The 20,826-nt window shown below is 50.6% G+C and carries 22 protein-coding genes; 2 read left to right on the top strand and 20 right to left on the bottom strand.

Features of this window, described 5'->3' with window-relative positions; translation table 11 throughout:
* Positions 1 to 10: 10 nt before the first annotated feature.
* The 13 genes from L1F29_RS13390 to L1F29_RS13330 all read right to left on the bottom strand — a co-directional run bounded on the left by L1F29_RS13390 (position 11) and on the right by L1F29_RS13330 (position 10,203).
* Positions 11 to 457, bottom strand: a complete 447-nt coding sequence (locus tag L1F29_RS13390; protein WP_258388796.1) for a GNAT family N-acetyltransferase — start codon at positions 455 to 457, stop codon at positions 11 to 13.
* A 631-nt stretch (positions 458 to 1,088) separates the two neighbouring features.
* Positions 1,089 to 1,634 carry a DNA topology modulation protein gene (locus tag L1F29_RS13385; RefSeq protein ID WP_258388795.1) on the bottom strand — a complete coding sequence of 182 codons (546 nt, stop codon included), beginning with the start codon at positions 1,632 to 1,634 and terminating at the stop codon, positions 1,089 to 1,091.
* 20 nt (positions 1,635 to 1,654) lie between these two features.
* Positions 1,655 to 2,179: a GNAT family N-acetyltransferase gene (locus tag L1F29_RS13380; protein WP_258388794.1), complete on the bottom strand. Its 525-nt coding sequence runs from the start codon at positions 2,177 to 2,179 to the stop codon at positions 1,655 to 1,657.
* 31 nt (positions 2,180 to 2,210) lie between these two features.
* Complete coding sequence (locus L1F29_RS13375) at positions 2,211 to 2,510, bottom strand: MazG nucleotide pyrophosphohydrolase domain-containing protein (RefSeq protein WP_258388793.1); 300 nt, start codon at positions 2,508 to 2,510, stop codon at positions 2,211 to 2,213.
* Positions 2,511 to 2,556: 46 nt separating this feature from the next.
* Positions 2,557 to 2,982 (bottom strand): GNAT family N-acetyltransferase, encoded by a 426-nt coding sequence (locus L1F29_RS13370; RefSeq protein WP_258388792.1) that lies wholly within the window; start codon positions 2,980 to 2,982, stop codon positions 2,557 to 2,559.
* A 27-nt stretch (positions 2,983 to 3,009) separates the two neighbouring features.
* Entirely contained in the window at positions 3,010 to 3,639 is a 630-nt protein-coding gene (locus L1F29_RS13365; RefSeq protein WP_258388791.1) for a nucleoside/nucleotide kinase family protein, read from the bottom strand.
* A gap of 96 nt (positions 3,640 to 3,735) precedes the next feature.
* Positions 3,736 to 4,242, bottom strand: coding sequence for a GNAT family N-acetyltransferase (locus L1F29_RS13360; protein WP_258388790.1), 507 nt, complete (start codon positions 4,240 to 4,242; stop codon positions 3,736 to 3,738).
* 37 nt (positions 4,243 to 4,279) lie between these two features.
* A complete protein-coding gene (locus L1F29_RS13355; protein WP_258388789.1) occupies positions 4,280 to 4,984 on the bottom strand; it encodes a nucleotidyltransferase domain-containing protein in 705 nt (234 codons plus the stop codon).
* Positions 4,985 to 5,031: 47 nt separating this feature from the next.
* Positions 5,032 to 5,529, bottom strand: coding sequence for a GNAT family N-acetyltransferase (locus L1F29_RS13350; RefSeq protein WP_258388788.1), 498 nt, complete (start codon positions 5,527 to 5,529; stop codon positions 5,032 to 5,034).
* 295 nt (positions 5,530 to 5,824) lie between these two features.
* Positions 5,825 to 6,325 carry an NUDIX domain-containing protein gene (locus L1F29_RS13345; RefSeq protein WP_258388787.1) on the bottom strand — a complete coding sequence of 167 codons (501 nt, stop codon included), beginning with the start codon at positions 6,323 to 6,325 and terminating at the stop codon, positions 5,825 to 5,827.
* The gene (locus L1F29_RS13340) at positions 6,325 to 6,831 is read right to left on the bottom strand and encodes a GNAT family N-acetyltransferase (protein WP_258388786.1); all 507 of its coding nucleotides are present in this window, start codon (positions 6,829 to 6,831) and stop codon (positions 6,325 to 6,327) included. Before L1F29_RS13340 ends, L1F29_RS13345 begins: the two co-directional genes overlap by 1 nt.
* Positions 6,832 to 7,084: 253 nt before the next feature.
* A complete protein-coding gene (locus L1F29_RS13335) occupies positions 7,085 to 7,453 on the bottom strand; it encodes a hypothetical protein (protein ID WP_258388785.1) in 369 nt (122 codons plus the stop codon).
* 575 nt (positions 7,454 to 8,028) lie between these two features.
* Positions 8,029 to 10,203 (bottom strand): transglycosylase domain-containing protein, encoded by a 2,175-nt coding sequence (locus L1F29_RS13330; RefSeq protein WP_258388784.1) that lies wholly within the window; start codon positions 10,201 to 10,203, stop codon positions 8,029 to 8,031.
* 407 nt (positions 10,204 to 10,610) lie between these two features.
* On the opposite strand from L1F29_RS13330, the gene L1F29_RS13325 reads away from it, so the two are divergent.
* Positions 10,611 to 11,255, top strand: coding sequence for a metal-dependent hydrolase (locus L1F29_RS13325; protein WP_258388783.1), 645 nt, complete (start codon positions 10,611 to 10,613; stop codon positions 11,253 to 11,255).
* 58 nt (positions 11,256 to 11,313) lie between these two features.
* Here the strand turns inward: L1F29_RS13325 and L1F29_RS13320 are convergent, their stop codons facing one another.
* The 5 genes from L1F29_RS13320 to trhA all read right to left on the bottom strand — a co-directional run bounded on the left by L1F29_RS13320 (position 11,314) and on the right by trhA (position 19,188).
* The gene (locus L1F29_RS13320; RefSeq protein WP_258388782.1) at positions 11,314 to 14,073 is read right to left on the bottom strand and encodes a cohesin domain-containing protein; all 2,760 of its coding nucleotides are present in this window, start codon (positions 14,071 to 14,073) and stop codon (positions 11,314 to 11,316) included.
* Between the two features lie 37 nt (positions 14,074 to 14,110).
* Positions 14,111 to 15,307: a beta-galactosidase gene (locus L1F29_RS13315; protein ID WP_258388781.1), complete on the bottom strand. Its 1,197-nt coding sequence runs from the start codon at positions 15,305 to 15,307 to the stop codon at positions 14,111 to 14,113.
* 100 nt (positions 15,308 to 15,407) lie between these two features.
* Positions 15,408 to 16,823, bottom strand: coding sequence for an extracellular solute-binding protein (locus L1F29_RS13310; RefSeq protein ID WP_258388780.1), 1,416 nt, complete (start codon positions 16,821 to 16,823; stop codon positions 15,408 to 15,410).
* Between the two features lie 128 nt (positions 16,824 to 16,951).
* Complete coding sequence (locus L1F29_RS13305) at positions 16,952 to 17,968, bottom strand: BadF/BadG/BcrA/BcrD ATPase family protein (protein ID WP_258388779.1); 1,017 nt, start codon at positions 17,966 to 17,968, stop codon at positions 16,952 to 16,954.
* 572 nt (positions 17,969 to 18,540) lie between these two features.
* A complete protein-coding gene (gene trhA, locus L1F29_RS13300) occupies positions 18,541 to 19,188 on the bottom strand; it encodes a PAQR family membrane homeostasis protein TrhA (protein ID WP_258388778.1) in 648 nt (215 codons plus the stop codon).
* A 134-nt stretch (positions 19,189 to 19,322) separates the two neighbouring features.
* Here trhA and L1F29_RS13295 point away from each other — a divergent pair, with 134 nt between their 5' ends.
* Entirely contained in the window at positions 19,323 to 19,805 is a 483-nt protein-coding gene (locus tag L1F29_RS13295; RefSeq protein ID WP_258388777.1) for a hypothetical protein, read from the top strand.
* A 124-nt stretch (positions 19,806 to 19,929) separates the two neighbouring features.
* Here the strand turns inward: L1F29_RS13295 and L1F29_RS13290 are convergent, their stop codons facing one another.
* Together L1F29_RS13290 and L1F29_RS13285 are read right to left on the bottom strand one after the other, a co-directional pair.
* A complete protein-coding gene (locus tag L1F29_RS13290; RefSeq protein WP_258388776.1) occupies positions 19,930 to 20,505 on the bottom strand; it encodes a peroxiredoxin in 576 nt (191 codons plus the stop codon).
* A gap of 41 nt (positions 20,506 to 20,546) precedes the next feature.
* Entirely contained in the window at positions 20,547 to 20,795 is a 249-nt protein-coding gene (locus tag L1F29_RS13285; RefSeq protein WP_258388775.1) for a glutaredoxin family protein, read from the bottom strand.
* Positions 20,796 to 20,826 lie beyond the last annotated feature (31 nt).

The following is a 20,826-nucleotide window of genomic DNA, read 5'->3' as shown; positions in this document are numbered from 1 at the left end:
CGGAAATGAGTTACTTATACATTTGAAAATACCACATATGAAATCCCAGTTCCTCGTAAAACATCGCCGTCTCTTTCCACCTGCGGTTGGAGGATCCGACCAATAATCTCGTCACGCCGTTCTTCTCCGCCTGCTCCATTAATCGTCCGACTAACTTCTTCCCGAGTCCTTCCGACCGATAATCCGGATGAATGTATACTTCGAATATTTCCAGATAAGACTCCGCTTGAGGTATAACGGGACTCGCCTGACCCGCCCTTACTTCTCCGAACGAATATCCGATTATTCTCCCATCCGCCTCAACAACGTAGAAATATTCATTCAGGCGATTCATTAATTTCGCTTCCGTCCACTGTACATTCTCATAGCCGGCGGTTATGTCCTCTGCCACCCATCGCTTCGAGAGATTTACAATGTGAGAAAGGTCTTTCTGCTCACCTATTCGATAGGTATACATGAATCTGCTCCTTGATTCCCGCGCGGCGGATATTTATAGGTTGAATCAGTGAAAGACTGAACTTGAAGAGCTCAGGTAAAGTGTTGCCGCCATGACAGATTACCGTAATGACATCGTAATCATGTATGTAATACAACACTTGGCGATTAATAACCTTGTGAATCGAATATTGTTGCATATCCTGCAACAATTCCGGCTTCTGAGCGGCAAAACCATCCACATTTTTGCATGAAGTACAACAATATGGACACTAAGAGGGTAGAAATAGGAGTATTGTTGCACGTTGTACAACATTCCAAAAAAGCCCCCTAATCATCTTGGACACTTTCAGACTAAGCATTGTACAATTGCAACATCCGTAAAAGTTCCCGATGGAGCATACATCAAGAGCTGCTTCATCGTCACTAACCACACTACGGATTGGATGGATAGGATGGAGTCCACTGACATTCGAAATCTCCGCCTCATATTATACAGGGTGTGTGCAACATGTGCTGCGATTACCTTGACTCATCTAGGTTTTGAATGGATTTACTTGTAGCCCAGCGGGCCGTTGGCGAGGATAGCCGATATGGGGTTCATGCCGATCTTTCGTAGACGGGGGATTCAAGGAGCCCGGCTATCATGCCTGCTATTGCCCTTTATCTTTATTCAGCAAATAATCCTTCCCTCCAAGCTCAAGCTGTTTCAGCAATCCCTTGACCTGGCTTGTCTTGTTGATCACAATCATGGTCTTCTCGCCCTTGTAGGCCTGCATCTTCTCCAATATCCCGCTGCGGCTTGTTTTCCTGTAATTCCATACCCATTTCAGAAAAGCCCAGTCCAGTCTTTCGGGGCAGCCTTCATTCAAATCAGGCCTGGTTCTGCCATGATATTGGATTCGGCGCTTTATTACCCGGTAAGTAGTTAGCCATCGCGGTAAATCGAAGAAGATGATAACATCGGCTGCGTCCATACGTAACTGAACGGTTCGCCCATAGTTACCGTCTACAATCCATTCGTTCTTCGCTATGAGCCGCCTCAGAAATTCATCCCACTCCTCCTTTGGAGTCGGTACCCACCCTGACTTGTAGTAATAGGCATCCAGATGATATACGGGCAATCCGAGTATCGAACCCACCTGCCTGGCCAACGTCGATTTGCCGGATCCGCCGGATCCGATCATTATAATTTTCATGGAATTGAAATCTCCTGCTACTAAGTATCCAACCAAAATCTTTTGATTACATTGCCATCTTCTTCAATATAATCCGTATCCGGTATTCCGCCGTTATTCCGAATCGTTCTTTCTGAAGCGACGTTCGCTGCATCGCATACCACAAGCGCTTTATGAATTCCTAATTCCTTGGCTTTTGCCAGCGATAAGCGCAGCAATTCCGTGGCATACCCTCTTCTTCGTTCGGAAGGGCGGATCCCGTAGCCGATATGCCCGCCGCTGTATAGAAGCTTCTCGTTTAATTGATGTCTGATATTAACAGCCCCGATAACATCCTTGTCTTCCGAAATGAGCCAATATGTAGAATCACGTACCCAGCCCTCGGGCAGATTGTCGCCTTTCTCATTTTCCGCCAGAGCTAGAATCATGCCTTCGAAGTCGGATGGATCCTTGCTGATCACCCAAGGCACCATAGGCTCACCGCTTGCTTTCCATTCCCGATAGAACGAAAAATATTGCTGCTGCAGGCTGATCGTCGGTTTAATAAGCATTACGTTTCTGTGCATAGTACTCTCCTCCAAGACATAACAGCCGACCTTATGTCTGATTCCATTTCACCTGATTTATTTTTTCTTTCATGAATACGGTTTCTTCCAGATTTATCCCATGAATATTGGCAATAGCGACAACGTAATACAACACATCGTATAACTCTTCTTCTATTGTGCCTTTAATATTCCCCTCCTCCGTCATGCGTCTATTCTTTCTTAATACCTCGGACAGTTCGCCGACTTCTTCGACCAGCTTATAGAAATAATTCATTCCTTGATCCGGACGGTAATCCTTATTCTTAATATACTGCTGAAGCTCTGCAAGATTGAATCCCGGCTTTATCATTGGGGTCTCCCTCAAGTAATTGGATTGAACGGTTAGATTGACCGACTTAGATCTCCTTCTTGAAGTAATAGTGTGTATGTCCTCTCGGGGCATCCTCAATGAGGCCGATGATCCGATACCCCTGTTTTTTATAAAAATCCGGCGCTTGGAAACTGAATGTATTCAATTTGATGAATGTGCATTTCTTGTCTTTGGCGATCTCTTCGATCTCCTTCAAGAGCCTGGTGCCATAATCCCTGCCTCTGTACGATTCATCGACCCACAATATGTCTACTTCGATCCAGTCCCAGCAAAACACGCTGTTCAGACCGCCCACGATTTCATCCTGTTCATTCTTCATGACGAGATTGATTTCTTGATAGTTATTCTGCAAATCATCCGGTACATGCCTGGCATTGAATTCAATCAACTTGTTTCTTACATAACTGCTTTCTTCATGAGTACTTCTGCTAATAGGTTTACTTGTCGACATCGGATATCCCCCTTGATTATCGATCTCTTAATTATGCACTGCTAACCATCGAATCATGGAAGCATAGTTATCGTAACTTAATTTGCCGGGTTTCAGAATCGGAATGCGGCGGCACACTTCCCGTACGGTCGCATCCGCATCTATGGCATGAATGAACCAGACGCTCCCCGGAAGCAAATGATTGATTTGCCTGTAATAGCGGCGTCTCATTTCATTCGCAAGAGAAACCCATTCGAATTCATGCCTTTCTCTATGGGAGTCTTGTTCTTTGCGCCGTTGTAATTCATGCTCGTCCGCATCCAAGAGAATATATAGGTCGGGGAAACGAAGTTCGCCCGCAGCAACAAGGGGTCCGAAAAAAATGTCCAGCTCTTGCAGCCCCATACAATTCATATAACCAAATGCCTTATTAAACCATAAGGACTTGAATGGATCGGTATCGAGCAGAACCAATGGATGCTTCCGCTCCATCTCCTCAGAGATTTGCCATCGATGGACTTCTTGATTTAGGTAATGGATCGCTTCTTCCGCGGGTGAACAACCCGGTATCGGTTCAACGATCGTTTCTTGCACCGTATATGCTGCGAACTCAGCTTCAATGGATCGACATAGCTTGGTTTTACCGACTGCGCTGGGGCCTTCAATGACGATTTTCATTGCAATCTCCTTCCGGGAACCATGCGGGAAACGCCCTTTTAACCAACCAATTGGCAATGAGCTCGGCATAGATATGTATAACGGCGTGCCATACGGCTATCCAAGCTCCTTCCAACCAAGAGCCGCTTCGAACAATACGTCATCACCAATTCGGATCTCTTTGCGCCCGACAAACTGTCCCCCAAGCTTTTGATAGAATGCCATGGAAGGATTGCGCTCCAGCACCCACACCATCATCGACTGATAACGAGATTTTTTTATGTGCTCGACTAAGCTGTTATAGAGCAGCTTTCCATATCCTTTTCCCTGTGCATCTCTCACTAAATATAGAGCGTAGAGCTCGGCGTCATAGTCCAGTGCGGACTCTCTGCTCTTGCCGCCATTTATAAAACCGACGATGGCTCCCCGTTCTTCAGCCACGAAGATCACTTCGTCCGGTTGCGGATGATCAAACACCCATTTCCAATTCTTTGCCCGGCCTTCGTACGAAAGGTTATCCAGGTATCGGTCGGAAATGATCCCTTTATAGGCGGTTTTCCAGCTGTCCACATGCGCTCGCGCTATTCCGCCGCTGTCACTTGGATTGGCTAATCGAATATTCAAGGCAACCATTCTCCTTACCTTTAGATCTCCCTGTCCCTCAGTCTATTAAAATCCTGCTGTCGATCCATTCGATCATCTCGATTGCCGTATCTGCCCGTTCATCTGGAGTTCCTGTAAATAATAACTGAAATAAAGTCCGGATGCCGGGCACGTCGTCCTTCAAATCGTCCAAATGGGCGATGATGGAGCCTGCTGGCGGCAGCGGCTTCTTGCATACGGTCCATAATCCTTCCAGGATCTTATATGAAGTCGATGCCGTTACGAATGAAGCCTTCAAGCCGTCTCTTGATTGAACGGCCGCCTGTATCTTGATCTTCGCCGAACTTAGCCAGTGATGGATGGCCTTTCTTTCCCGTTCATCCATACGATAGTTAACGAATCTTGCTGCTGCCTCGCCCATCAAGGTTTCGATGATCTGGTCCGAATCGAACAATACTTGCCCGTCCAGGTATGCATATACTTCCATCGGATTCGTTTCAAGCCGGCTCTTGGCTTTGTTCAGATCTGCATACTTGTATTCGACCAGGATATGATCGATGGTAACGGCTTGGAATTCCCTAGACCTGCCCTCTCTCAAAAACAACATTAGATCCAGATCCGATTCCGGAAGTGCATCCCCGCGTGCATGAGAGCCGATAACCATCATGCCAATGATATCGTGATCGGCAAGTATGGCTGCAAGGAGATTCTCCAGAATACCCCGATGTTTCACGCTTGTTATAAAAGAAAGATCGATTGTCATTCATTCAACTCCTCGATCGGAATCATGCAGGGCCTCCGCTGCACTCTCTAACCATTCACGTATGCGACCATCGTAATGGATGTATCCACCATACAGGCTTCGACGAACCCGAACCGTCGATATAATTTTACGGCTGTCCGATTCGTTGGATCAACACTCAATGATACCTGCTTGATTCCTGCTAGCGCCAGCTCCTCGAAAAGTCTGCTTAATAAAGCGGTCCCGATTCCCTTGCCTCTATATTCCGGTATAATGGCCATGCCCAGTTCGGGTATATCATGACGGATGAATCCAAATCCTTGATTCTGCTCCTTGTAAAATCGGCTAGTTATTGAACCGATCGATTGACCCTCGCTATTGACGGCAATATAGCCGAGATCCCCTTCTCTCCCCCAGCCTTCAACATACTTAGCCAAGGACGGTTCTCGTATCACCTCTCTGCCGAAGGGCTCTTGGCCATCTCGAACATGCAGCGACTCAAACAGCATCTCCCATAGAAAGGGCACATCTTCTTCATTAATGGGTCTGATTGAATATGTAAGCATGGGCTCTCCTCCATCCAGGACCAATAGGGGAAATAAAAGCAATCGCCGGCGATTCTCCAAAATCACTCTACTTCGAGAGTCGTTATTCGAAACTTCTCAACGGTCTGGTCGCCATCGCATTGCTGCGCTTCCAGTACCTTTCGAGTTCCTTCTTCTGTACGTTCCGTCTTAATCGTTATGTCTTTACATGTGACATTAATAGTTATTTTATCTGATTGGCCATCCCTTGTTGGATCAATTCGGACGGATACCTTATTCCCATCGCTGTGATCAATCGGAGTGGCTGTGCGATGAATCAGATCAAGATTGGGGGTTGGTACCTCTCCCGGTTGCTTAGCCATGCCTTTAATACATCCCGAGTCGGTGCTCCCATGATAAAGTTTAGATCTTCCTTAGGGTGCAAATCGTAACTCATAATTTCGGACAATGGAATCCATGCGATTCCTGTTTGATGCACATCTGGAGTCTGTCCGATCTTGGCCTCTTCGTTACCTTCAACCTTGCACAAGAACGTGAAATCCAATTGGTGTACGTCGCGTTCTTGTTCGGGGAAAGCCGAGTGTTTGCTTCCAATAAACTCATTAATGAAGAGCAGCTCTTCAGGTTCTACACGAAGGCTTACTTCCTCGAATACTTCTCTTACTAAAGTTTCCCGTATCGATTCCCCATGTTCTTGGCCCCCGCCTGGCAGGACAAAAAACTCTCCTTGAATACCTGATCTTCGAAGCACTAACAGCTTATCGTCACGAATGATTACAGCACGGGCAGCCGTTCGAATCGGAAGATTCTTCCGCATCAAGACTGCCTCATTTCGTTATGGAAGGAGCTATTGCACAATACCACCGAAGTCTCGATTTGCCGCGCTGAGACCTTCCAATATTTGCGCAGCAGCACTTCTTTCTCCTCGCTGGAGACGATCTGAAATCCATTACGCTTATAGAAGGAAATTGCCCAAGCAGCCGCTTCCCAAGTCCCGATCAGGATAGGCTTATCGGTTTGACTGACGATTGACCGCAGCAATTGACCGCCGATCCCTCCACCCCGCCTCTTCGTTCTCACATAGGCATGCCTGATTAGCGAGACATCGCCTTTTTCCTGCATTCCCATCACGCCCAGCAGCTCTCCATCTTCCCCATAGCCCCAAAACCGGACACCGTCACTGATCTCCCTCTTCAGTTCCTCTAAGCCCATATAGGGGGCATGGTAGCAATCCTCAGGAATTACGCCATCATAAGCAATCGCCGCGTCATTGATAATCGCATAGATCGTCTCCACATCACGTTCGTTACATGCTCGTATCATTCGATATGTTCTTCCTTTCCCGAAGCCCAAGTCGTAAGTTTGCACACATCTACCCTTTATTCGACAAATGGACATCATTTCCTTTTTCACAGGACATTGCGGCTGCCCAGCAAGCTTGCGTATAACAAAAAGCCGGCACCCACAAGAAAGGGTACCGGTAGATTATCGATTAGTAAGATAATGCGGATTAGCAATAACTTGCTTATACGCTTCTAATACTCTAGGGTTGCTTGTTAAGGAATAATAAGCATCATTACGGACTTTTTTCTAACCCATCGTCCGGCTCCCAGGAAATATGAGGAAACCCGCCCGCCGCTTTTACTTGTTCCACCCATTGTTTCGGAAAGGGTTTTCCGTAGCCGACATTGCGAAAATAGCTGGCATGCTGCTTGTCCGTCCGTTCGGTGAAAGTGCCGATATCAGCTCGAATGGTTTCATCTTGAAGGATATAAGCTCCTAAAAAAGTCCCTTTCTGCGGTTCATATTTTGCAGGATGGTTATTGATTTGCATCGTATTAAGCGTCACTTCTTTTGCGTTCAAACTGGCTGCGCATGCCTGCATGGCAGGCGTAACGAGTAATTGCAATCCCAGAACCGCGGCTACAGCTGCTTTCCAGTTCACATCGCCCCCCCCTAGTCAAACAAAGGGATTATACAAATATATCAAGACGAATTCAAGAAAAAAGCAGCACGATTATGTTCATCCGCTATAAAACGTTTCGCTGAATGCTGAGTCACCTAATTCGAACGAATGGCCTAACGGACATTGGATCCCTAATTTGCGCGACTTCCTTTGTATGACCGCCGCTGCGGACATACGATTCGTTATTCGCTTGAATTCCGCCAATGATGCCGGTATCAGGTCCATATAACGGATCTGGTGTCCGCAACACTCTCCATAATGGCCTGGAAATCGAAAATAACGGCTCTCATGTCCGTAAGCATGTCAAGCATTCATTCTGCACACTCCTTGTTGGTTAGGTTCTATGAAGATAAGTCTACTGACGTAAGGAATGCGGATTAAGGCTTCAACTTGTTGTTTTTCACCATATCAAACCTATTAAATAGTGCACCGGAGAATACGCTCTTCCAATCAGATAGCGGACATAAAAAACGGAGCCCGGTGTTAATTGGGCTCCGATTCTTTACATCGATATATGCCAATCCTTCGTTCACATCGATGCCGCCGATCAACCATTAATCATTGTCGTTCTTCTTCCCTCGATCGGACCGGTCTTCCTTATCCCGGCCCTTGCCATTCTCTTTGTCTTTATCATTGCGGTTATCCTTCTTCTTGTCTTCCTTGTCCTTATGCTTGTCCTTCTTGTCCTTCTTGTCTTTCTTCTCTTGCTTCTCATCATCGTCATCGTCATTGTACTTAGCGCCATCCTTCTTCCCTTTGACGTTCATGCCCTTCGCGGCAGGAAAAGCAAGTACAGGCTCCCCGTCAAGCGCTTCGGTCATCAAAGCCTGGAATACAGCGGCCGCCGCCTTGGAGGTTGTCGTCAAGTAGTGAGCGCTATCGGTCTTGTCGTAGCCGATCCATACCGCTCCCACAAGCTGGGGCGTATACCCGACGAACCAGTTGTCCTTCGCCCCGCTGCCGCTTGTACCAGGCATCTCCGTCGTGCCTGTCTTACCGGCTACCTGCCGGCCGGCAATAGCCGCCGCTTGCCCTGTACCTTCGCGTACAACCCCTTCAAGCATCGCAGTCATCGTATGGGCAATCTCAGGTTCGATGACTTGCTCTGCGGCCAGGCCGCCGGCATCTGCGAGTACGACCCCGTCCGCAGATTCGATGCGAATAATCGTATGGGCCGGAATTCGCGCCCCTTCATTGGCATAAACGCCGAATGCCTCTGCCATATCCAGCGGCGACACGCCTTCCTGCAAGCCGCCAAGGGCAAGCCCCAGCGTGCGGTCCCCGTCGGTCAGCTCGATTCCGAACCGTTCCGCCGCTTCCAATCCGGCATCGATTCCAATCTCGTTCAACAGCTTAACGGCGGGTACATTGTAAGAATGAACGAGCGCTTCGTATAAGGATACCTCGCCATGATACGTACCTCCGGCATTCTTCGGCCGATAGCCGCCGAAATCGACAGGCTCGTCCACCAGCGTATCGGAAGGACGGTAGCCTCGTTCCAATGCAGGTGTATAGGCGGCGATCGGTTTCATCGTCGAACCGGGCTGACGTTTTAACTGCGATGCGCGATTAAAGCCGCGGAAAGGCTGATCGCCCCGGCCGCCGATTATGGCGCGTATTCCCCCATCGCGCGGATCGACAAGAACGGTGCCGCTCTGAATCAATTGATCCGGCTTGCTCTGCGGGAACAAAGCCTTGTTGGCATATACCTTCTGCGCAGCCTCCTGCATGCCCGTGTCCAATGCGGTATAGATCCTCAGTCCGCCATGAAGCACTTCATTCTCCGTCAATCCATACAAGGCACCCGCTTCTCGTATCACTTGATCGACGTAATACGGATATTTCATGGCACCTGACTTATTCGCTTTCACGCCGCGCAGCTTCACGGGATCACGGGAAGCAATGTCATATTCAGCCTTCGTAATTTTCCCTTGCTCATGCATGAGGCTTAGAACAAGATCCCGCCGTTCCTTCGCTTTCTTGGGGTGCTTGTAAGGCGTCAGAGCGGACGGTGCCCGGATGAGACCGGCCAGCATGGCCGATTCGGGAAGCGTCAGCTGATCGACCGTTTTGTTGAAATAGGTTTCGGCAGCGCGCTTAATCCCCCATGCTCCTTCGCCGAAGTAAATCTGATTGAGATAGAGCTCCATGATTTTGCGCTTATCATAATTTTCTTCGATCTTTTTGGCTAAGAGAACCTCGTTCCACTTGCGGGTCCATGTACGCTCATGGGTCAGAAAGACGTTCTTCGCCAGCTGCTGCGTAATGGTGCTCCCGCCTTGAACGGTTCCGCCTGCTGTCAGATTCGCATAAAATGCGCGGCCGATCGCCCACATGTCCATCCCCTGATGCTCGAAGTACCGTTTATCTTCGACCGCCGTCACGGCATCGATCAGCGTCTGCGGCATCTTATCGTAGGCTACGGCTTGAATCTCGTTCGGCGAAAGACGGCTGACTTCCTTGCCGCTGCGGTCATATAATACTGTCGATGCAGGAAGGGGCTCGTCGAGCTGGCTGACATCCTGCGCCCCGACCAGAATACGGAAGGCGATCCAACCAGCCGCCAAAGCAGCGATTCCGAGGATCGCAGCTGCCCACAAGAAGGTCTGCCATGCCGGCCTTTTCCTTCCGGCCCTCTTCCTACCGGACCTCTTCCTCCCTCCCCGATTGACAATTGGATTCGTTGTATTTTGCTTCTTAATTTCGGGAATGTTCCCTTTCGGCTGCATCTCATTGTCCCCCATTTGCAGATCTGTACGGCTCTTGATGTCTAAAATACACTGTTCGCAGCAAAGCCTCGTTTTCAGTACGTCGGGCATCCGCTGTCAGAGCTCGAAACCCGTATCGGATAAAGGATTTATACACGGAATGCAGTTTCCTTAACCAGGTTGTCCATGCTGCGTTCATTCGTAACAAATAGTCGTTTGTGCTCATTTTTCCTGCAGCGTATTGTCTTGGCCGGACCAAGTAGGTATAATAACCAAGCAAACATATGTTTGCATCGAACGAGAAGAAACGGCAGACGCCGTCATAAGCGGCGAACTGCGTTTCATCTTTCAGAAATATAAGCGAAGTATCTCGGCAACTTATACTTACTTATATTTGAACAACAGGAGATACGGAGGATAGGGAAGGTATGAAAGGATCAACGCATCTAACGATAGGCGTCGTGATCGGACTGGCCGCAGCGGCTTATTACCCGTTCACGCCCAAGAGCGCGGCCTTATATGTAGCGGTTGCAGGCTTCTCCGCGCTTAGTGCGGATCTGGACGGGACGAACATGCTCAGCAGCAAGCTGGGCAAAGCATCCAAGCTGCTGCGTGAATTCGGCTTGTGGGGCGGAATTCTACTGGCGCTTGGCATCGCCTACTACTATTACGCGCAGCAAGTGTTTCACCGCGAGCTCGCTCTCGTTGCCGTAATCGCCTTCCTCCTCGGCTTCATTACGAAGGAAGGCATCATCCGCAACGCTCTCGTAAGCCTAATCGGAGCCGGGCTGCTCTATTGGGGCTGGGTCACGGAGCTGAATTGGTTAATGGGCTTTGGATTGTTTGTAGCCTGGGTGCCTTGGCTGAACCATCGGGGAATGACCCATACCGTCTGGGCATTGGCGGCTTGGGCCGCGATCGGCTCCGGACTGGAGAATCACCTTCAACAGGAAGGGATCATGGTTGTCGCTACCGCAGGCTATCTATCGCACTTGATTGCAGACACTTTGACGCCCGCAGGAGTCAAGTGGCTGTATCCCCTTTACAAGAAATCGATCAAGTTCCCTCTCTAGCACCGGTGAATGAAGAAGAAGGGTACGACCTGTCTAAGCGCAGGCCGTACCCTTCTTATTAACCCATGGATTTTGCAATATCCTCCAGATCCTTCTCATCGATCTTTCCGTTGCTACGCACATCCGCTCGCTTCACTTGCTCCCAATCGGAGCTCCTCTTGCTCTTCCCATAATTCGCTGCTGCCATAGCAAGATCGCCGACGGACACAATTCCGTCCTGGTTGATGTCGGCATCCGAATTCCGATGCCGTTCCGCCGAATCCTGTGCAGAAGGCGACGACTTTGCCGCCTGGATTTCGGTCCCCTGTGCGCTTCCCAGCACTGCGCTTGACAGCGATACGGAATCAGCGGATGAAGACAAGCTATTCTTTGCTTTGAAGGTCAGATTCAGTATCGCCGCCTGCCCCGTAACCGGATGATTGGCTCCTTCGCTAGCCAGAATGAAACGAAGCTTACCACCTGGCTCCTTGACTGTCCGGACAAGCTTGACTCCATCCGCTGCCGGCTTTGCGGAGACAAACTGAGCGGCAGACGGATCGTAATGCAGCTTCACGTCCTGAGCGAATATATCCTCTGACAAGCTATTAAGTTCATAAGCAAGCGTGAACTTCTTCCCTGCTTGAACCGGAGCCGTGCCCGTTAACAAGGCCTCGGGACCGCTGCTTACCGGTGTGAAATCGAGTGCATACAGCCTGCCCTCTCCCGGTGCAAACCCGGAGGACAACGTTCCGGTTGCCGTATCATAGTCGGTTGCAGTTTCAAGACCGCTAGCTTTGGAAACCTCTGTGACCGTCTGAGCGCCGTTCGACAGCGTAAAGCTCTGCGAATGGGACTGCTCCAGATCTTTGTTCACCACCATCACATATTGCCGGCCATTCTCATCAAGGAAGGAGGAGACGATCATCGGCATCCGCTCATCGGTGCCGGACGGCTGCCAGAAGAATGCAGACGGCAGCGCGGTCGTTCCTGCCGGAAGTACATCAGTCTCCGCGTGATAAACATCCTGTGATGTAAGCTTCAGCAGCGTCGGGCCAAGATTCAGCACTTCCGCATTGATGTCCTTCGCCCAGTCATAGGAGATATTCTTGGTGCCATCCGGCAAAATCAGACCTTGGCTGAACTGCTCCGCACCTTGATTCTGAGGGGTCGTATAGGTGAAATAGATATACCCCTTGGCCCCGTAAGCCAGACTGGTATAGATGTGATAGTTCAGATCCGCCTTCGTCGGAGGGCGCAAATAATTGTCGATCCCGACCGATTGAATATACGTCCAGAAATCAACATCTCCGGCTAACGACTGCCGTCTTACGACTTCCATATTCTCGTAATACCCGCTGCTGAAGCCGTTATTGACGCGGAACGGATAATGATCGTAGACGAGCACATCCGGATTCGATCTCACCCATCGGTAAACATAATCCTCATACGTCCCGGCCTGAAGGTTCTGATTGATCGTATACCATAAATCCGCTTGAATGGAAGATCCATTGATATAAGCCGTACCGTTGTAAAAAGCTTTGTTCCCGATGCCCGAATGGACGACCCAGCCTACCGACCCGTCGCCTCCGCCTGCATGCGTCAGCTCCATATAATAGCTCGTATCCGGCGTGACCGGCGTATTCAGCGTAAACTGAGGCCAACTGTAGCCTGTTCCCGACATCGTAGTCGTGGCGACTGCCGCCGTTTTGGCCGGGGAATCCCAGAGCGTAAGCGTGAGCTGCTCATCCGTCGTCCACTGAACAGGATCGATCCATAGCTGAATGGTGGAAATGTACGATTCGTTCACGCCCGTCTTGAATGTCTGACCCATTGTATTACTTGCTGTCACCCAATTCCCGTCATTCGGAGTCGTACCGAAGAGCTGGGTGTAGGAAGCATAATTCGGCAGCAGATTGACGAATGAGATCCGATTTGGATCATTCACCCGCAGGCGTCGTGAGATTTCCTCCAGCCGAGCCATCTTATCGGCACTCGGCTCATCGTAGAGACTATAGCCGAGAACGGCCGGCTTCGCGCTATAATGGGCGGCAATGGCATCCAAAGTCGCATCCGACGGTCTTCTGCCGTCATTGTAAGCGAACTGCTCGAAGTGTATTTCGAAAGCCAAGTCCTTGGCTAATGCAGCTCCGCCCGTATACATTTCGCCGCCGGAATAGACATCGCTCGATTGGATGGCGACATTCCCATAGGTACCGCCTGGACTTTCGGTTACCTCCATGTAGTAGGACTGGTTCCCGGCTGCGGGAATCCCGAAACCGAACACGGCACGGCTTGATGCGGTTGGAACCGGAATCTGCGCACTGCCAAGCTGGGTCGTCTTCGCCGCATTGTCGTACAGCTTGAGCGTGAGCGTACCGCTAGCCGGACTCGCTTCAGGCTCAATTGTAAGGGCAACATACCCCAGATAGTATCCTGTCCCGCTTGGGGAGGTGAACGTTTGGCCAATAGTATCGTGATTGCTGATCGGTATGAAGCTGTCGGTATCCGGCTGCTTGACGAAATCGGAGCGCCAGGATAAATTCCAGTCGCCAACCAGCATCGATAGACCGTTAGCATCGGCTTGCACCAATGCGGGATCGATACCTCCGGGGTCAACTAGCCCATTGCCGGCCACGATGAAATTCGCATTCATGTCTTTAATTTCTTCGTACTTGCCAAATGAGGTTTCTTGGGGGCCAGGAGGCCAGAAGATGCCGATCGGGAACGTATCCGCCGCAGACCGTACATCCGGTTCCCCGGCTAGAGCAACGGCACCTGTAAGAGATGACAGCAATAAGCTGATCGAAATGAAGGATACAGCCAATTTTCTCCGCAACACGAACAACCACTCCCATCCTAATCAGACTCGGTCATACCTATAGAAGCTCGACCAGCTTCCCTTCGCCCGGCTGCAGCGATAATTCGAGCATGCCGTCCGAACCGATGCCAACCAGCTCTCTGCTGCCCTTCGTCCATACCGCTGCCTGACGTCCAGGCCCGGGCTGAAGGCTCAAGCCGACCGTGGCTTCAGTGCGGAAGCTTTGGTTCACCACGATGAGCTTCGCCTTGCCTTGCGCATCTTCAAAACAGCCGATAAGCGCAGGATCTCCGTCAATCGCTTGAAGGGGCGCAATCGATCCGGTACGTGCGGGTATAAACGCCGGCTCATAACCGTGAAACACGATTCCCTTGGATTGCAGGCCCAGCAAGGTCGACCCGATGGCATGCAGCTCCTTATTGACGGTTTGAACCTCGCCATAATGACGTGTTTTGTTCCCGTCGCGGTCAATCATGGCATCGCCGAACGTTTCTGTTCCGTTCTCAGGCGTCCAATATGTAAAATATTGAATGCCCTTCGCCCCGTAAGCCAGGCTTGTGTATACCTGCCAACGGATCTCTTCTTCCACGGGATCCCGGTTCGTATTGTTGAATGGCAAGGTCTGAATGAACAGCCAGAACGGAACGTCGTGCAGAAGCGCCTGCTCTCGAATAAGATGCAGGTTATAGAAGTATCGAGGACTTATATCCGGGCTGTCGCTGCTCTTCATGACTAGAAAAGGATAATGATCGTACGATAATACCTCCGGCTTGTAACGGGACATGAATTGCTCCAAATATTCGGCATACGTTCCTCCCAGCTGCTGCTCGGTTGCATAGGTGGGGAACAAATTGACGAATGGCAGCGCCTCCGGCAGATGCGTTCTGTACCTCTCGGCCAAGGAGGCAAGCTCCGCGAATTGGGCAATCGACGGCTCATCGCAAACATTATGGCCCATGAAAGCGGGATGGCTGCTGAAATCACGCAGAATCTCAGGAAGGTCGTCAGCATCCTTGGCCATCGCTTGCCTGACTCGCGGATCCGCGACGATGAACTTCAGTCCATTCTGATGCGCCATATCGAGCGACTTGCGTATGACGTCCAAGCCGCCGGTCCATTCAACAAAACCGGACAAGAACGTTATGCCTGCTTCCCGAATTTCCCGATACCGGTCGGATGAAATCTCATCTACCGGGGGCGTCACCCATATCCCGACCGGGAATAAATCGCCTATCCATCGCTTTTGGTCAGCCACTGCATCCACCATCCTCTAATAGATTGGGTTTATAGACACCTATAGGGTACCAGGCGGATCCAATATTGCCAAGTACCCCCAGGTAAAGATGATGGGATCATTACCAGCCCAGCAGCTTACGGCTTTCCAGCGTTTTCTTATTGAAGGCTTCCACTTTCGGTATGATCGCGTTCAGATCGCTTCCATCATACATCGGACCGATAAGCGCGGTATCGATCGTCCCCTGATATTCGCTCCAATCCGGAACGGATGCGCCCGGCATTCCGCAGCACATCGTCGTTGTCATCTTGACCGCTTCCTTGTTCTTCCCCTGCCAGAGCGGTACCTGGTCGATATAGTTATCCAGCTCAGGATGGATCACCCACGTGTTCGAGCCGTTGCGCATCATCCACTTCTGCATTTCCAGTTCATACTGGAAGCTCAACCACAAGAACGCCTCCGCCTTATGCTTGGACGCGCTCAGAATGGCTGTCGGCCCTTGAATTTGCAGCGTAGCCTGCGTCGCTTTACCTCTTGGCATCGGCAGAATATCCCATTCGAACTTCGCCTCCTTCTGATATCCTGGAAGCAGCCAATCCAGACCCATCGAGAACAGAACCTTACCGGTCAGGAAGTTATTTCCTCTATCCCATCCGAGCTTCTCGCCTTCCGCTGCCGTCGGCCTGACATGCCACTTGGTCGTCAGATCCTGCAGCCACTTAAGATCGGCCATCACAGCCGGCGTCTGGGCGACGCTCTGGGTCAAATCCTTGTTCATGAAAATCAGATTCTCCGCGCTGCCGTTCGCTACCGGATAGATCCAATTGAGGAAATAGTACATCGTCTGATCATACGAGATGCCGAACTCTCCGGCAGCCGGGTCGGTCGCTTTCTTGGCCATCTCCAGAAAATCATCGTACGTCCAATCGTTCGAAGGCATCTCCATGCCATGCTTCTTCAGCAGATCTTTATTCACGACGATCCAGGCCGCTATGCGGGAGAAGGGCATCGCGTAGATCTTGTCGCCTGTTCGGAATGCATCCGTGAAGCCATCCACGACTTCCGCATTCTGAATCGTCGGATCATTCTCGATAAAAGGGGTCAGGTCTTCCAGCAAGCCATCCTTCGTCCAGTCGCTTAGCCCTTGCAGCCAGGTCAGATCGGCGGGATCGCCTGCCGTCTGCATGGCGGCGGCCTTCTCGATCAATGCCGCGTCGGAGCCTCCGGTTAGAATGGGCTCGATCGTAATCCACGGATACTTGGCATGGAACATATCGAACGCCTCTTGATACAAGCCTACGTTCCAAGTAATCAGCTTTAACGTCACGGGCTCTTTCTTCTCGTCAGCGGGTGGATTGTTCCGTTCCTTCTCGGTCTCTTCATTCGCCGGTTTCGTCTTGTCCCCCTTCTGCTGTTCATTCTCTGCGTTGACGCCTTCGCTGCCCTTTGAACTGTCATTGCTGCTGCATGCCGTAATAACGAATAAAAATGTGAGGAGCACGGATAGAAAGACCGGTAACGTTCTTCTCTTCTTCATACCTGTCAACCTCCTTCTTTATTGGACCCTGCTATCATGAATCGTTCCATCGCAAACCGGGCAATCGCCTCCATCCTTGAATCTAAGGCATGAAAATACGACGACGATCGCCGTTACCATCGTCATCATTATCGAATCGACTCCGTTACCTCGTGACTTGCGCGCGTTATACGTGCCAACATAGCCTCGTTCCAGGGGATATGCAGTACCTCCAGACCAGCCAGGAAAACGCCGAAGACCGGTTCGAGCCCGCTAGGCATTACCGCGCAGCGATGCTTCATTCGTTCCAACAGCCTATGCTCGAAGGATTCCTGGAGCCGGCCTCCGATCTTCCAGCTGCCGCCGGCCCGGCCGATCGGGATCGGTTCGATACCGAACGCGATATAGTCGCATAACGAAACCGCCTGGTCGGCGAGCTTTTCACCCGCATTTTGCAATATGGCAAGCGCGACCTGGTCGCCATCTTGCGCACAGCTGGCTACATTCCGGCTTAGTCTGGCGATGAAATGCCTGTAATTGTCGGGCAAATGCTTCCTTGCTGCATCGGACATAAGACGGGTAAGCGGGTTCATTTCATCGGTAAGCTGAGCACCAGGAGCGGTCATGTTCCACGTCCGGGCGATATCTTCCGCAAGTGATGTAGGCTCTCCCCATCCTTCAAGGTAACGCAATGCCGCCCGCAGCCCGCTTAAGCCGATCTCATATCCGCTGCCGTCGTCGCCAAGCAAGTCGCCTAATCCCCCAATCAGCCTGGAATGCCCGCTTTCATTCCTCCCGTATACGAATGATCCCGTTCCGCTTAACGCTACGATGCCCCAATTGTTCATCGTGGAAGCGTAAAGCGCTGCCTTGGTGTCGCTGCAGTGATGGGAATGGCACGCAATACCGCTTTGGTTCATTGCATCATACAGCGCTTGCACCGGGCCAAGAATGGACAGGAACGTATCGGCTATGCATGCCGGCCGTATGCCGCCGGTCTCCAATGCTGCTTGAATCGCCGTCCAATATGAGCGGGCAGCTTCATCGACCGTCATATTGTTCGCAGCTCCTCCCTGCCCCCAGCCGACCAGTCCGCCATCCTGCTTTTGAATCAGGCACAGCACTTTACTTCCACCGCTATCGATGCTCATTACATACTCCTGCACTCATGTCCCTCCTCCACACGACCTTGATCCGTTTCGATATTACGAGCTCTTCATGCTATCAGACAAAACTAGCTCATGATCACCTCCGGTCACGAAGAACTTTCCGCAAATGTGCAGCCTGTTGTGGAATAAAATAAAAACGAAAGATTTTCTTTCGTTATATCGGCATTTTGATAAGAAAAAGTCTTTACAAGACTAGCATATGAACCTTATTTCGTAAAAATTACCTTCCTTATTATTTCCGGACAGCTCCCAAACGTAAATAATTCATAAGCAGTCCGCAAGTGTTACAATCGAGAATTTCGATTGTCACTTGTCGGAAGTCCGCAAGTGCTACAATCGAGAATTTCGATTGTCACTTGTCGGCAGTCCGCAAGTGCTACAATCGAGAATTTCGATTGTCACTTGTCGGCAGTCCGCAAGTGTTACAATCAAGGATTTCGATTGTCACTTGTCGGCAGTCCGCAAGTGTTGCAATCGAGAATTTTCGATTGTCACTTGTCTAGTCTTGCGAGGCCTCGAAAAAAACAAAAAATCCGCGATCAGCTCGCGGATTCAGGAATGCAATGATTTTATTGGGTCGGCAGTGCGTAGAGCAGAATGGCGAAGAAATGAGACGCGGAGCCAGCCAGCACGAACATATGCCAGACTGCATGATGATAGGGAAATCCGCGCCACACGTAGAACACCGTCCCTACCGTATAGAATATGCCGCCCAGCACAAGCAGGAACAGCCCGCCGCCTGCAAAATGTTCGGTAAGCGGCCGCCAGGCAAAGACGATGAGCCACCCCATCAGCACATAGAAGAGCGTGGAGGTTACCAGAAATTTTTTCGTATAGAACGCTTTGAAGGCTACGCCGACTATGGCAATGCCCCAGACGAGGCCGAACAGCGTCCAAGCCAGCGGGCTGCGGATGACGCCGAACAGAATCGGGGTGTACGTTCCGGCAATGAATAGATAAATCGAGCTATGGTCGAGGATCTCGAACAGATCCTTCACTTTGCCTTCGGGAAAGCTGTGGACTAGTGTCGAAGCCGTATAGAGCAGCAGCATCGTCGCACCGAAGATCGAGAAGCTGACGACATGCCAAGCCGTTCCCTTCAAGCTGGCGAAGACGATCAAGACGACGAGCGCCGCGATGCTGAGCAGCATGCCGATCCCGTGCGTAATCGCGTTCGCGACTTCCTCCCTGCGGGTGTATGTATGGGTGAGGGCCATTGGAAACCTCCTTCAAGACATTTTTTTCGTATCCCTAGTATACCATAGGATGGCGTATAAGTTGATTTTGTCCGATCGGCAGCAGTATGATATAATCCGACCAGCCCTATCATCATATTCCCGTGGAGGCCCATATGCTTACCTTTGAACAGAAAATTGAAATTCTGGATACGTTTCCGGAGCTGCAGCGCAAGGACGTCTCCCTCGGACGGACCAATTACCATTACGAAGACAGTGCTTACGATAAGAAGAATGTCGTTTATCATCTGCACAAGAACGGCAACGGCTATGTCTATGTCGGACAGACGCCCGGATACGCCCCTGACGACAAGGGCTTCGTTAATATCAGATCGTACAGCGCAGAGGAGCTGAGAGCAGCCGTCGAAGCATCGATCGCATACTTGTCCACGCCGCCGGCAGCCGTTCAAGCAGCGCCCAAGCGCCGCAAGCCCAAGAACGGAACGGAACGCTGGTCCGGTCCGGATAAGCAAGTGCTCGAGCTCAAATTCGAAGATGATTTGTGGTATCTCTATACGGGCTTGAACTTGGAGATGGCATTCGAAACATATGAGGAAGCGGAAGAATATTTGACCGAGGAAGGGTTTACGCGTTCTTGACCGTGTATGCTTGACACCCGCGCCGCTGCATCTGTTCCTCGAACTCAGAAAAAACCGCCCCATGTACACGGTTCACGGTACACGGGACGGTTCTTTTTCGTCATTATATCACGACCGGCTTGAATTACAGCGTCTTCTGTCCCGGTCTCCAGTTGGCCGGACATAAGCCCCCGGCTTGAAGAGCTTGCAGAATGCGAAGCGTCTCGTCCACGCTGCGGCCCACATTCATATCGGTGACCACTTGATAGCGCAGAATGCCTTCCGGGTCGATAATGAACAGTCCGCGGTGAGCGGCGCCCGATTGCTCTTCCAGAATTCCGTAGGCGGTGGCGACTTCCTTCGTAAAGTCGGATGCCATCGGGAATTTCACTTTGCCGATACCACCTTGGTCGACGGGCGTTTGAGTCCATGCGCGATGGGTATGGACGCTGTCTGCAGAAGCGCCTACGATCTCGCAATCCAGCTTCTGAAACTCTTCATATGCTTCGCTGAATGCGAGTATTTCGGTCGGACATACGAAGGTGAAATCGAACGGCCAGAAGAACAATACGAGCCACTTGCCGCGGTATTGATCAAGCGACACTTTTTCCTCCAGCGTATCCATGTTTTTAGTCGACAGCATATTGAAATCAGGGGCAGGAAGCCCTACTTTGGCATACGGGTACGTTGCGTTGTAAGCCGTAACTTCAGTTTGAGTCATGATGAGAGATCTCCTTTGATGTGTAGTTTATCGTTGGTTCGTTAGTTTTGAATTTCTGCTAAAGCCTTGGTCAGCTGCGTTTGATTGAAGCCTAGAATGTTCGTGCTTCCGATAACGGTGACGGGAACGGATCTCATGCCCGTGTTCCACAATTCCTCGGCATACTGGTCATTCGTATCGATGTTGCGTTCCTCGTAATTCACGCCGCGCGCTTCCAGGAAGCCCTTCACCTGTTTGCAATATTGGCAGTGCGTGCTCGAATATAAGATGACGTTCGTATTGACAGACATGTTCAATCTCTCCTTGTCGGTGCTATTCTAT

Origin of the sequence: Paenibacillus spongiae, assembly GCF_024734895.1 — a bacterium.
Taxonomy (GTDB): Bacteria; Bacillota; Bacilli; order Paenibacillales; family Paenibacillaceae; genus Paenibacillus_Z; species Paenibacillus_Z spongiae.
This window is presented reverse-complemented; position numbering and strand designations above follow the sequence as displayed.

What these genes read in the sequence shown, in the direction of transcription:
- L1F29_RS13390 (WP_258388796.1), bottom strand. Translation starts at nt 457, where the DNA reads ATGTATACCTATCGAATAGGTGAGCAGAAAGACCTTTCTCACATTGTA.
- L1F29_RS13385 (WP_258388795.1), bottom strand. Translation starts at nt 1,634, where the DNA reads ATGAAAATTATAATGATCGGATCCGGCGGATCCGGCAAATCGACGTTG.
- L1F29_RS13380 (WP_258388794.1), bottom strand. Translation starts at nt 2,179, where the DNA reads ATGCACAGAAACGTAATGCTTATTAAACCGACGATCAGCCTGCAGCAG.
- L1F29_RS13375 (WP_258388793.1), bottom strand. Translation starts at nt 2,510, where the DNA reads ATGATAAAGCCGGGATTCAATCTTGCAGAGCTTCAGCAGTATATTAAG.
- L1F29_RS13370 (WP_258388792.1), bottom strand. Translation starts at nt 2,982, where the DNA reads ATGTCGACAAGTAAACCTATTAGCAGAAGTACTCATGAAGAAAGCAGT.
- L1F29_RS13365 (WP_258388791.1), bottom strand. Translation starts at nt 3,639, where the DNA reads ATGAAAATCGTCATTGAAGGCCCCAGCGCAGTCGGTAAAACCAAGCTA.
- L1F29_RS13355 (WP_258388789.1), bottom strand. Translation starts at nt 4,984, where the DNA reads ATGACAATCGATCTTTCTTTTATAACAAGCGTGAAACATCGGGGTATT.
- L1F29_RS13350 (WP_258388788.1), bottom strand. Translation starts at nt 5,529, where the DNA reads ATGCTTACATATTCAATCAGACCCATTAATGAAGAAGATGTGCCCTTT.
- L1F29_RS13345 (WP_258388787.1), bottom strand. Translation starts at nt 6,325, where the DNA reads ATGCGGAAGAATCTTCCGATTCGAACGGCTGCCCGTGCTGTAATCATT.
- L1F29_RS13340 (WP_258388786.1), bottom strand. Translation starts at nt 6,831, where the DNA reads ATGATACGAGCATGTAACGAACGTGATGTGGAGACGATCTATGCGATT.
- L1F29_RS13330 (WP_258388784.1), bottom strand. Translation starts at nt 10,203, where the DNA reads ATGCAGCCGAAAGGGAACATTCCCGAAATTAAGAAGCAAAATACAACG.
- L1F29_RS13325 (WP_258388783.1), top strand. Translation starts at nt 10,611, where the DNA reads ATGAAAGGATCAACGCATCTAACGATAGGCGTCGTGATCGGACTGGCC.
- L1F29_RS13310 (WP_258388780.1), bottom strand. Translation starts at nt 16,823, where the DNA reads ATGAAGAAGAGAAGAACGTTACCGGTCTTTCTATCCGTGCTCCTCACA.
- trhA (WP_258388778.1), bottom strand. Translation starts at nt 19,188, where the DNA reads ATGGCCCTCACCCATACATACACCCGCAGGGAGGAAGTCGCGAACGCG.
- L1F29_RS13295 (WP_258388777.1), top strand. Translation starts at nt 19,323, where the DNA reads ATGCTTACCTTTGAACAGAAAATTGAAATTCTGGATACGTTTCCGGAG.
- L1F29_RS13290 (WP_258388776.1), bottom strand. Translation starts at nt 20,505, where the DNA reads ATGACTCAAACTGAAGTTACGGCTTACAACGCAACGTACCCGTATGCC.
- L1F29_RS13285 (WP_258388775.1), bottom strand. Translation starts at nt 20,795, where the DNA reads ATGTCTGTCAATACGAACGTCATCTTATATTCGAGCACGCACTGCCAA.